At 43.2% G+C, this 13,248-nt stretch carries 6 protein-coding genes; all 6 read right to left on the bottom strand.

The window, feature by feature from the left end:
- Positions 1–84: 84 nt before the first annotated feature.
- On the bottom strand, positions 85–1,104 hold the full coding sequence (pyrD, locus tag H5073_RS00990) for a quinone-dependent dihydroorotate dehydrogenase (protein ID WP_182676241.1): 1,020 nt from the start codon (positions 1,102–1,104) through the stop codon (positions 85–87).
- Positions 1,105–1,164: 60 nt separating this feature from the next.
- Complete coding sequence (locus H5073_RS00995) at positions 1,165–6,012, bottom strand: NAD-glutamate dehydrogenase (RefSeq protein ID WP_182676242.1); 4,848 nt, start codon at positions 6,010–6,012, stop codon at positions 1,165–1,167.
- A gap of 291 nt (positions 6,013–6,303) precedes the next feature.
- Entirely contained in the window at positions 6,304–8,613 is a 2,310-nt protein-coding gene (locus tag H5073_RS01000) for an RND family transporter (protein ID WP_182676243.1), read from the bottom strand.
- Between the two features lie 64 nt (positions 8,614–8,677).
- The gene (locus H5073_RS01005) at positions 8,678–9,685 is read right to left on the bottom strand and encodes a YCF48-related protein (RefSeq protein WP_182676244.1); all 1,008 of its coding nucleotides are present in this window, start codon (positions 9,683–9,685) and stop codon (positions 8,678–8,680) included.
- 54 nt (positions 9,686–9,739) lie between these two features.
- Positions 9,740–11,104 carry a DUF1329 domain-containing protein gene (locus H5073_RS01010; RefSeq protein ID WP_182676245.1) on the bottom strand — a complete coding sequence of 455 codons (1,365 nt, stop codon included), beginning with the start codon at positions 11,102–11,104 and terminating at the stop codon, positions 9,740–9,742.
- An 11-nt stretch (positions 11,105–11,115) separates the two neighbouring features.
- A complete protein-coding gene (locus tag H5073_RS01015) occupies positions 11,116–13,176 on the bottom strand; it encodes a DUF1302 domain-containing protein (protein WP_182676246.1) in 2,061 nt (686 codons plus the stop codon).
- Between the last annotated feature and the right edge of the window lie 72 nt (positions 13,177–13,248).

A 13,248-nucleotide genomic window follows, 5' to 3' on the forward strand; every position in this document is an offset into this window, starting at 1 on the left:
TATGGATCAATATCTTATACTGATCGTGCGATCAAAAATTTTGATCGCACGATCTGACAAATGATCTTTCCCTCTAAAAAAATATTATTTAGCCTTATAAGCATTAACTATGTGTTTAATTAATTTCGGGCCTTGATAAATAAAACCTGAGTATATTTGCACTAAAGTTGCACCAGCATCAAATTTATCCAGCGCATCTTGGGCTGTATTAATTCCGCCCACACCAATGATCGGGATCTTTTTATCCAAAAATCCAGCTAGCTGTTTGATCACTAGCGTTGAGGCTGAGGTCAATGGTGCGCCGCTTAATCCACCCATTTCCGTACCATGAGTTAAGCCCTCGACCCCATCACGGCTTAAGGTAGTGTTTGTCGCTATCACAGCATCAAATTGATTGTTAATTAAACTCAAGGCAATACTTTCAATTTCATCAACCGTTAGATCCGGTGCAATTTTTAATGCGACCGGTACATAGCGACGGTACTTTTCAGTAAGCTCACTCTGTTTAGTTTTAATCGATGCAAGTAAATCATCGAGTAAAGCCCCGTATTGCATGCTTCTAAGCCCGGGAGTATTAGGTGATGAAATGTTCACCGTAATATAAGCTGCATAGGGATACACTTTATCCATGCAAATTAAATAATCTTCTTTGCCCTGCTCTACCGGCGTGTCTTTATTTTTACCGATATTCACCCCAACAAGAATATCGGTTTTTTTCGCTTGTAAATTACGGACTAAATTATCAACACCTTTATTATTAAATCCCATTCGATTAATAATGGCCTTAGCCTTAGTTAACCGAAATAATCTTGGCTTATCATTACCTGCCTGGGGTTTAGGTGTCACTGTGCCCACTTCCACAAAGCCAAAGCCCATAGCATGAAACGCATCTATGGCTTCACCATTTTTATCAAGACCTGCAGCTAAGCCCACAGGATTAGGAAAGGATATTCCCATGCATTTTACAGGACTTGATGGCAATGCTTGGCTATAGCCACATGCCAAGGGAGAATTAGCGGTAAATTTCAAACTTTTAAGAGCAAGATCATGGGCTTGCTCTGCATCCATTTGAAACATCATTTTTTGTGCTAATGAGTACAACATCGATTTTCCTCAGGCTAAAAAAAGCCCCGGCATTGGCCAGGGCTTATTAGGATGATAAAACTACTTCACGGCTTCGCAGTGAAGGATAAGCAAGTTAAGTTCTCGAAGTGCCACTGAGAACTTAGCAAATTCATGGCTTTGTGAAACCTTGAAGTCCGCCAGCATGTGGAACCAGCGAGCAAGTAAAGCTTGGTTAGCCCCTATCCACTGCTTGATCACGCTATCGGCATCACAAGTATCAGTACAAGTACGTAATACCACAGAGCTTAACGCCCTTTGCTGCCAATCTAGCTCTTCGCGGAACGCGGCACGAGCCAATGCTTGCCAATGGTTTGCGACTGGCTGCGCACTGATCTGTGCTAAGAACCAATGTAGCTCAACTTTGGCACCAAGCTTGAAATAAGTCTCAGACACAAGTTCTAAAGGCTTATTCTCAATCTGGGCAATTTGCGCGATATCTAAAGCTGAGAACAAGGTGCTCATCTTAGCAATCACTTGTGCCACAGGCTTAGGCACATTCTCTTTGGTTAACGAGTTAATTTCAGCAGAGATGGCTTTCACTTCTGCCGCTATCATGTACTTATCCACATCAAGCTTTAGCTGCTCAAACACAGGCTTAAAGAAAGCCACAGTTTGTTCAATATTTTGCGCACGGTTACGATGACGAATAAACCAGCGACATGCACGGCGCATGTTACGGCGCAATTGATGCAGCATCTCACCTTGAACCACAGCTGGCACTATGCCGTTCAAATCTGTGATTGATTTAGTCAAATCTGCCAGACCAAAGACTTCTCGAGCCATAGTGTAGCAAATCGCGGCTTCAGCAACCGTAGCACCAGTTTCATCTTGCATACGCTGCACGAAGTTAAAGCCCATATCGTTAACCAATTCATTGGCAAGCGAGGTGGCAATAATTTCACCGCGAAGTGGATGATGCGTCATCTTAGATGCATAACGCTTCTGCAGTTTATTCGGGAAATATGCAACCAACAGTTTACTTAAGAAAGTGTCTTCAGTGATTTCAGGGGTCACCAATTGTTCTTTTAGCACCATCTTGGCATACGCCACTAACACAGATAGCTCTGGGCGCGTTAATGGACGGCCATTGGCTAAGCGTTCAGTCAAATCTTCTTCTGTTGGCAGGAACTCAAGCGCTCTATCTAGCTTACCTTCTTTTTCAAGATGGTGAATAAACTGGATATGCTCTTTAAGTTGTGATGCACCATGAACTTGCGTCACAGAAATTGTACGGGTTTGATCTTTACAGTCTTGCAGTACAATTTCGCCCACTTCATCGGTCATTTCTTCAAGCAAAGTATTACGTTGCTTAACTGTTAATTCACCTTCTGCGACGAGCGTGTTTAAGAAAATCTTAATGTTAACTTCGTTGTCAGAGCAATCCACGCCGCCTACGTTATCCACGAAGTCAGTGTTAATACGTCCACCGTTAGCGGCATATTCAATACGACCTAACTGAGTACAACCTAAGTTACCACCTTCACCTATGATTTTAGCTCTAAGCTCATTACCATTAACACGCAATGCATCGTTAGCACGATCACCAACTTCAGCATGAGTTTCACGGGTAGCTTTAACATAAGTACCAATGCCGCCGTTCCAAACTAAGTCTACTGGCATTTTCAGTAGGGCTTTCATCAGCTCAGTTGGAGTCATGGCTTCTTTGTCTGTTTCAAGCATCTGCTGAATTTCAGCAGTGAGCTTAATCGACTTAGCTGAACGCAAGAAAATGCCGCCGCCTTTAGAAATTAATTTGCTGTTGTAATCTTCCCAGCTTGAGCGTGGTAACACAAACAAGCGCTGGCGTTCAGCAAAACTGGCTGGAACATCTGGCGTTGGATCGATAAAAATGTGCATATGGTTAAAGGCAGCCACAAGCTTAGTGTGCTCAGATAACAACATGCCGTTACCGAATACATCACCCGCCATATCGCCTATGCCCACACAGGTAAAATCTGTGGTTTGGCAATCGGTACCGATTTCACGGAAGTGACGTTTAACTGACTCCCACGCACCTTTAGCGGTAATGCCCATCTTCTTATGATCGTAACCGTTACTGCCACCTGAGGCGAACGCATCACCTAACCAAAAGTTAAACTCTAAGGCGATAGCATTGGCGATATCAGAAAAAGTTGCAGTGCCTTTATCGGCTGCAACCACTAAGTAAGGATCATCTTCATCATGGCGCACCACATCAATCGGAGGCACCACTTGACCATTAACTATGTTATCTGTGATATCTAATAGTGCGCGAATAAAGATACGGTAACAGTTTTGACCTTCAGCAAAAATAGCTTCACGACCACCATCAACAGGCATCTGCTTACAGACAAAACCGCCTTTAGCACCCACAGGAACAATAACAGTATTTTTAACTTGCTGTGCCTTTACCAGACCTAAGACTTCGGTACGGAAATCTTCACGTCTGTCAGACCAACGCAAACCACCACGGGCCACTTTACCGCCACGTAAATGCACACCTTCAACTCTTGGCGAGTAGACAAAAATCTCAAACTTAGGCAATGGCTTTGGCATTTCCGGAATAAGATTAGGTGAGAACTTAAACGAAATTGAGGCTTTATAATCACCAGTGTCAGTGGTCTGGTAGAAGTTTGTTCTCAATGTTGCATTGATTAAGTCCAAATAACGACGAATGATCCTGTCGTCATCTAGGCTAGACACATCATCGAGTTGCTTATTAATTTGCTCTAGGAATTTGTTTAGGGTGCGGGTCTTTAACTTAGGGTTAAACTTACGCACAAACATCTTCACTAACAGCTCAGCAATCTTTGGATAACGGCTGAATGTTTCTTCTATGTATGATTGACTAAAGGTGGCATCAATTTGACGCATGTATTTAGCATAAGCACGTAAAATCGACACTTCACGGCCAGTTAAACCCGTTGATAACACCATGCGGTTAAAGCCGTCATCTTCAAGATGCTTTTGCCACACTTGCGATAAAGACGTTTGAAATCTGTCTTGGCTATCAGCAATATTTGGTTTAGCTGCACCTTGGACTGTCATTAAAAAGTCTAAGATCCAGAAGGTGGCACCATCAGTGGTTTTTACTTCATAAGGGCGCTCATTAATTACCCGCAAGCCAAAGTTTTCCAGCATTGGCAAGACATCAGATAGATGAATAGGCTCATCCTTATGGAACAGTTTTAAACGCACTTTATTGTCGGTTAATGCTGTTTCCTGTGGCTGATAAAACAACATGCCCAGCTTGTGCTCATCATCTAGCGCTTCAAGATGTTCAAGATCCACTACCGCTGAACTTGGTAACACATCTTCTTTATAGCTTGGTGAAAATGAACTCAAGTAACGTTTACTAAGTGCAGTGCCTTTTTGCTCACCTAAAGCATTGTTTAGTGAGGCATTAAGTTTATCTTCCCACGAACGAGCTGCTTCAAATAAATTCTTCTCGATTGCGGCCACATCGATATCCATATTGTTATTGTCAACTTTGATAATGTAATGGGTACGAGCCAAAGTTGATTCAGAGAAATAAGTGGTAAATTCCACTTCCTCTGTTGATTTAAAATGCTGAGCTAAGATACGCTGAGTATCTTGACGTAACTTAGTGTTATATCTATCTTTTGAGACATAGACTAAACAAGACAAGAAGCGGCCAAAACCGTCCTTACGAACAAACAATTTCAGTTTGTCTCTGTCTTGCATTTCAAGCACGCCTTGGGCGATGTTTGCCAGCTCTTTGTCTTTGGCTTGAATAAGCTCATCTCTTGGGAAGTTCTCCAAGATATTCATCATGGCTTTATAGTCATGTGAACGCGGTGCTAATCCAGAACCATCGAGAATGCGCTGGACTTTTTCAGCCAGTAACGGAATTTCTCGTGGTGAACGGTTATACAAATTCGAGGCATAAAGACCGATAAATCTATCTTCACCGACCACGTTACCTTTCTTATCGAAACGCTTTACCCCGATATAGTCCACATAAGCGGGACGGTGAACGCGGCTTTTGGCAGAGCTCTTAGTTAATACTAATAGAGTTTCATCTAAGGCTTCTTTGCGGGCAGATTCAGAGAAACTAGAAAGCTTTAAGGTTTTTTCAACCACATTGGCTTTACTCGACTTATTCATCAATCCTAGGCTTGATGAGAGGTCGGGGACTAGCTCCACATCGCCTTCGACTCGGTTAAGCTCGTAGTAACGGTAACCTAACAAGGTAAAGTGATGGTTATTAAGATAAGTTAAGAAATTAACCGCTTCATCCATTTCCGCTTTCGGTCCAGGGAAAGGACGCTTAGGTAGCTGCTTAATCGTCTCAGTGAGTGTGTCTGACATTTTTTGCCAATCATTCACAGAATCAGCGACGTCACCTAATACCGAAGCCAATTCTTTTTCAATGGCCTTGATTTCAGCATCATTGCTACGGCGATCAATTTCCACTAAGAATACAGCAACATTGTCAGCGCCCTTAGAGGCCTCGTTAACAAATGTCACTTGTGATACTTGATCATCTTTACGTACAACCGCCAGTGGCGTGTGTAACATCACGTGAGCCGTTACACCTAAACGCTTTAATGCCATGGCGATAGAATCGACCAAGAACGGCATATCTGGCTGAATAATTTCAATAATACTGTGGGTCGATTGCCAACCATGCTTAGCTTGGCTGGGGTTAAACACGCGGATATGAGTTTCTTTTTCAGTGGTTTGGTTTAGGGCATTCCATAGACTCACTACGGCGCCATATAAATCACTGTCATTTCGTGCGTTTAAATCATCTTTAGACATGTGAGCGTAGAGGCAATGGGCAAATTGCTCCACTTGAGTTGCTTGTGAATTAGGGATTTTGGTATGAATTAATTGCACTACGTTTTCGAGTAGTACTGAAGGCATTGCATCTTTCAAGGCCATTTTGCAGATTCCTTAAGCGTCTATGGCAGCGCTCTTATCATTATTTGGATGCTTCGGCTTGTTGACTCAAAGTATGACCTCTGAGAACTGACACAAAGTCTATTACTAATTTGGTGTCATTTCGAGGAAAATTTTAGTGGTAGATCCTCTGCAAATCCAGTATTTACAGGTTTTTCTTGTTACTGGTGACAATAAACCCGCTAAATCAGCCTAACTATGCAAAAAAACAGGGAGCCTAAGCTCCCTGTTTCATTTCTTCATACCCAGTATAGGCCTAGGTTGCAGCTTGATTTAGCTCGGTTTACGCCAAAAAACGGCCGCGAGTGCTGGTAGGATAATTATCGCACCTAACATATTTACTAAAAACATAAAGGTTAATAAAATTCCCATATCCATCTGGAACTTAAGCGCAGAGAAGAACCAAGTGCTCACCCCTATGGCCAAAGTAAGGCCGGTGAAAATAACTGCACTGCCCCGCTCAACCAAGGCTTCAAAGTAAGCCTGCTGTACCGCCATGCCATTACTGAGTTTATTAGACATAGTCGATAAGATATAAATACCGTAGTCCACACCAATACCCACCCCCAAGGCAATAACAGGTAAAGTACTCACTGCTAAGCCAATATCTAGCAATGTCATTAAGGCTTGCGCCAAGGTCGAGACCACATAAAGTGGAATAATCACAGCTACGGTAGCTTTTAATGACTTAAAGCTGATTAAACACAAAATAAACACTGCGCCATAAACATAAATCATCATAGGCAACTGAGCTTCACTAACGGCTTCATTAGTTGCTGCCATTACGCCCACTGGGCCAGATGCAAGCTTAAAGCTTAACTCATCATTATTAAGCTCCGCCGCAACCGCTTTGACTTTAGTAACCACAGTATTAATGGTGTCAGCTTTATGATCTTTAAGGAATAGATACACAGGCATCACAGAACAATTACCGTTTAATAAACCCGACGTTGTTGGTACCTGCCCCACAGCTTGTACTAGGCTTGCTGTGGTACGCGGCAGCATCTGCCACTTAGGATTGCCTTCGTTAAAGCCAGCGTTTACTTGCTTAGCAATTGAAGCAAGACTTGCTGTTGATTCTACCCCTTCAGTATTGGCCACCATCCATTCGAACTGATCAATCTGGTTAAGCAGTGAATGATAAGTGCAAGCCTCAGGCTTTGCCTCCACAATCACTGTCATCACATCTGTGGTGATAGAGAAATGGTCAGTAATAAAGAAAGTATCTAAATTGTAACGGGAATCTTGATGCAGTGCCGGCGCGCCGCCTTGCAAGTCACCGATCTGCATTTTGGTTGACTGCATATAGCCCACTGCATATAAAAGTGCAGTCGCGGTCAATACAACAACGGCGTACTTGGGGGTGGCAAAGCACGAAAGCTTACGCCAAAGCTGCTCTATTTTCTCGCTGGTTTGAGGATTATCTTTAACCAAAGTTAGATTGGTATATGAAATGACCAAAGGCAGTAAAATCAAGTTAGTTAAAATGATCACCGCAACGCCTAATGACGCAGAAATGGCCAACTCACGAATAATACCGATATCAATCGCTAATAAGGTTAAGAAACCTACAGTGTCAGATAACAGTGCAACGCCCCCTGGTACTAATAAACTTCTGAATGCGCTGGCACTGGCCGCTTTTGTGGTTTGGCCATCGAGCACACGGCGGCGCACGGCGTTTATCATCTGTACGCCGTGGCTCACTCCAATGGCAAACACTAGAAATGGCACCAAGATGGACATAGGATCAAGACCGAAACCGATCACAGTGAGCAAACCTAACTGCCAAATAACGGCCGCAATACTGCACACCAAAGGCAGTACGGTTAGCATTAGTGATTTAGAGAACAAGTACACCATCACAGCGGTAATTGCGATAGCAATAAGGAAGAACAGCAACACGCCCTTAGCGCCTTCAGCCACATCTCCGGCCATTTTAGCAAAGCCTATGATGTGAACCTTGATGGTATCAGTGTCAAACTTAACTCTGAGTTCTTGCTCTAATTGATTGGCAAACGCTATGGTATCCAGAGGTTTACCTGTATCAGGGTCGAAATCCATCAACTGCGCCGACACCATAGCCGCCGAGTAATCGTTGGCAATTAAGCGCCCAACAATGCCCGCTTTTTCTATATTATCGCGCACTAAATTAAGGCTGGCTTGAGAGTTATTGTAATCGGCAGGAATGACCGGACCACCGGCAAAACCGTCTTCCACAACTTCTGTGAAACGGGTCGAAGGCGAAAACAAAGATTTCACCTGTGAGCGTTCAACGCCAGGAATAAAAAATAACTGATCATGAACATTTTTCAGGGCATCGAAAAACACCGGGTTAAAAATGTTACCACTGGTGTCCTCTACTGCCACCATGATGCTGTTGGCGCCACCAAAATCTTTTTGATGCTTTTGGTAAACCTTCATGTATTCATGGTTAAGGGGAATGTTTTTGCTAAACGCCGCGTCCATTTTTAATTGGCTGGCTTGGTAACCTAAAAAGAATGTCATTAAAATAAATGACACTATTACCCACATGCGGTTACGAAATAGGTGAGTTTCAAATCCATTGACCAGTTTTTCTAACATCGCTTACGGCCCTGTTATTGTTATGTTTTAAAGTGACTGCCTAAATTAATTTTTCCTAAACTAATTATTTAAGCTGAAAAAGACCGTTGCTACCAGCAAACCATAATTGTTTATCGGCGCTTTCTGCAACAGCGACAATATTTTCGCCTTGACGTCGTGCCACTATCTCGGCGTGACCTTTGCCATCTAAGCGCAGCACAACACCCGCATTACCGACTATGTAGAGCTCTCCTTGGTGTACTAAAGCGCCGTTTATAGAAGACTTGACAGGTAATTCAACTTGTTGCCAATCAGATAAACTCAAATCTGTTTTAAACACATGGCCGCGCAGGCCCATCACATAGATTTGCTCACCCACTTGGATAGCATTAAACATAGAGCCATCATAATCAAAGTCTGTGCGAGTAAAACTTAAGCCATTGTCACTTGACTCAGCCACTAAACCAAGCTCGCCCACTAATAAAAGCCTTGAATCATCGAGGCGAATAATACGGTTAAAATGCGGCAATAATGCGGCCCGTTCGGATAAATACAAGGCTTCGTCTTCGGCTTTTAAATCCGCAAGATACGACACGTCTTCTTCGAACAATAATTCTTGGTGGAATTCAGGTTCCCAAGTTTTTCCGCCATCTAATGAGCGATAAAACAGTCCATAGGCACCTATGGCAATGCCTTCATTGGCATTAAAGAAACGAATATCAAGAAATGGCTTTTCAATCTCGCTCGATTGCATCTGTAACTGCCACGTTAAGCCACCATCTTGAGTGTGAATAATGCTGGCATCATGGCCTACAGCCCAGCCTAGTTTTGCATCGAGAAAAAATACTTTGGTGAGCTGACTTAACACGGGGGTTGGTACTTGAGTCCAGGTGTTGTCATACACTAGGACATGGCCTTTTTGACCGACGGCAATGAGTTTATCACCTACGTTAGCTAAATCTAAAAGCAAAGAGGATTGAGCTAAAGGTTGGATTTGAACGGTAAGTGGATCTAACTGAGCATTAACCTGTGAGCTAAATACACAGCCAATACATCCTAACATCATTGCTGCGCGAAGCATGCTAAACGACATACAAACTTCCTTACAAGATTAAGGGGGCAAATTTTGCCCCCTTAGGTTTGACTATTAACGAATACCTGCGCGTCTTAGGGCATCTGGGGTAAAGTTAGATTCAGTTAAGTTCGCTTCAAAGTTGTACATGCGACCTTCGTTATCTAGACCCATTGCCAAATAGCGGCGTGACTGTAAATCATGGAATACTTCTAGTGTTGTCCATAATGTGGGTACTTCATAATAGTTAATACTATGAGCATTAGCGACACGGTATAGCTCATCACGGTTATCGTACATATCCGTTAATGAAACCTGCCATGAATCTTCGTCAATATAGAACACACGTGTTTTATAAATATGACGCATGCCTTCTTTAAGGGTGGCTTTAACTTCCCAAACGCGGTGCTTTTCCCAACGAACGAGATCTGGGTTGATGTGACCTGGCTTTAAGATTTGATCGTACTTTAGACTATCAGAGTGCAACTTGTAGTCATTGTACGGTATGTACATTTCTTTCTTGCCAATCAATTCCCAGTTATAGCGTACAGGCGATCCGTTAAACATATCGAAATCATCTGTGGTGCGAAGACCATCGGCTACAGTGCCTGGTGTATCAAAAGCAATGTTAGGTGCTTTACGAACCCGGCGCTGCCCTGTGTTGTAGGTCCAAGCTTGGCGCGGCAGCGCTTCTTGATCCATGGTCTCTTTAACTAACAACGCAGTACCCGCTAGGCGCGCAGGCTGAGTCACAACTTGTTTGAAATAAAACAAGGTGTTGGTTTCTTTCAGTTTATCAAGAGTAATTTCTGGGCGACTGTATTCAAAACGTAGCTCTTCTGCGGTTTCAACTAAGGTGTATGAACCACTTGAAGTCGGTGATGCTTGACTACGGTTAGTCTCTAGGTCAACACCACGAAAACGCAGTACATGGTTCCAAATTACTTCTAATCCATTGGCTGGAATAGGAAAAGGGACACCAATGGTTGCACCTGAAATACCGTTACCTTGGGCCACAAGTTCAGCCCTAGTGGCGTTAGCTTTAGTGGCATCGTAGACATATTGAGGTACTGAAGCAGTACGACGGCTCTCATAGACATTCATTTTGTAGGTTTCAGGGTAAAGCTCGAACAGCTTTTGCTGACCTGGATTTAAAAAGTCTTTGTACTGTGCTTTATTAGCATTAGTAATAGTAAAGAGTATCTTGTCTGCTGGAAAAGGATCTGGGTGATGCATGCCTTTACTGTAACCCGCAACAGGCTTAGTGATCCCGCCATCCCAAGCTGGGATGGAGCCATCGGCATTACCCGCTTTCACTGCGCCCTGAGGCGTTAGCTCAGCGCCTAACTTGGCAGCTTCAGCTTCAGATACTTTCGCCATCGCAACAGGAGCACCGAGTGCCATAACCACTGCTGCCGATAATATCGTCATCTTCTTCATTATTATTATCCTTATATCGAATACTTGACGTTAAAAGAAACGTAGTCTCTATCTTCCATCGCGTTGGTGGTGCCCACTCCGCCAAAGAAGCTATTGTAAGACACTTCCGCGCCCCAACGGCTTTGATAATCAAAGCTTAAGGACATTGCCATCGATTTACGTCCTTCAGTGAACAAGAACATAGGATCAGGCGTTATACCATTAACATCGTGGGCAAATTGAATTTTCGGTGACATGTTAACGCCGGCAAATATGTTGTTGTAATCCGCCTTAACAACCACACGATAACCCCATGCAAAGTCAGTTGGGAATGGGTTAGTTTCTGGGCCGTTATGCAACGCCATGATAATGCCAGGCATTTCAGGGTTACCACCAGAACGCGCTGTACCTGGACCATTTAAACGCAGCTCATCAAACCCAGGCATATCATGGATCCATACGCCGCCAATTTCAGTGGCGAGTACTAAATTATCAGTACCAAAGCGTGGACCAAATAAGTGACTAAAGGTCACCTGAGCTTGAGTAGTGTCTAAGCGTACAAAGCCATCGACGCTAGCGCCAGGCGCTGACACAGACATCTGCGATACACCATCAAGTTCTGGGCGTACGACACTTGGATGATTTGAATTAGCTAGCTGTTGCGGCATTGCCGCAAATAACAATTCAACATCATCGATTTGCAGTGGTTCATCTTGACGGTGAGAAATTTCACCAGCAACAGAAGTGTCACCAACTAAAGTATTGAAACTAAAACCATAAAGCTTAATGTCTTCAGGGAAGACTAATTGAGCTTTAGTGAAAGTTTCCATATTCAGTAATAATTCACGGTTGATTTCGCCACCACTTGCAGCAAGACGACCATAATCGCGGCCTATAGCTTCAACATTGAAGTTAGAACCTGTACCTGCGATAAGTGGACGACGGCTGTGGTAGTTCATGTAATACAGCGCGAATTCAGTTTCACCAAGCTCTGGTGAATAATAACCTAATTTAACCCCGTACTGGCCGCCATCTTCTGCCGGCGCATCATCTTTAAGTAGCGCAACTCTGGTTGCATAAGGCACCATTAATCCTGCCAATGCTGGAGAGAAATTAGCGCCTGCAGCTGCAGCGTAAATCTTTTGGTACTCAGAAATTAAAAAGTCTAAGTTGATATCAGGATTTGCAGTAAAACCAAGCTGAGCATTTTGCTCATAGCCGCCAAAACCCACAAAGTCATTAGAGGCTAAGTTAGAGCCAGGTGTTGGCGCCCACAATTGCTGCCAGTCATATTGATAAAAACCTGCAACAGACAAGTTTTCAGTCAAGCCTAAAGACAATGACACCATGCCTTGAGGAATAAAGGCTTCTTTTAATTCAGAACCTGGCGCATTAAGAATATTCAAATCAACAGCGTTAATTTCAGAAATACCATGGGAGATAAGCGAGCTTTCACCCCAAGATATCACTTGATTACCAACACGTACCGACAAGGGATTCGCCCCGTCGTTAAAATCCCAATCAGCATAAACAAAGGCGTCTAATAAGCGAATATCTTTACATTGAACTTCGCTGGCGCGTTTGTCTTTACAAGGGTCAAATTCTTTACCCGTGAGTGGATCGTTAAAACCAAAATCGCCATCACTGAGTTTGCGATCATAAAAATACATTCCACGTACAAAGAGTCCGTAATTTTTATATTTTAATGATAATTCATGTAACCCTTTTACTATTTCAGAGGTAGTATCACCTTGAGAGTAAAGTAAGTTACTGATGTCGTTATTACTTGAATACGAGCCATCTTGGGTCCAAATTTGAAACTTATCATATTTAAGAGAGCCAAAATTGTCTCCTAAAGCAGAGTAACCAGACCAGTCGAACTGAGGGTGATTTACCTTACCAATCTGATCGTTATAATTACGCTCAGATACACGCCAGCTCACGCCAGCAGTCCATGTGGAGTCGAATGTTCCCTGAACATCGCCCCAATCGAATGAAATCGCAGAAGCACTGCCACTCATCCCTAAATACAGTGCCGACACCACCCCCAAAGCAAGTGCCGACTTGTTAAAGCTTTTTTTAACAATTTTCATTTTTCCATCTCTCCGTAACCTGCTGGATCCGTTGTTATAGGAATGTGAACCAACATCTTGTTAGCCTATAGG

The organism is Shewanella sp. SR44-3 (genome assembly GCF_014163735.1).
GTDB lineage: Bacteria > Pseudomonadota > Gammaproteobacteria > Enterobacterales > Shewanellaceae > Shewanella.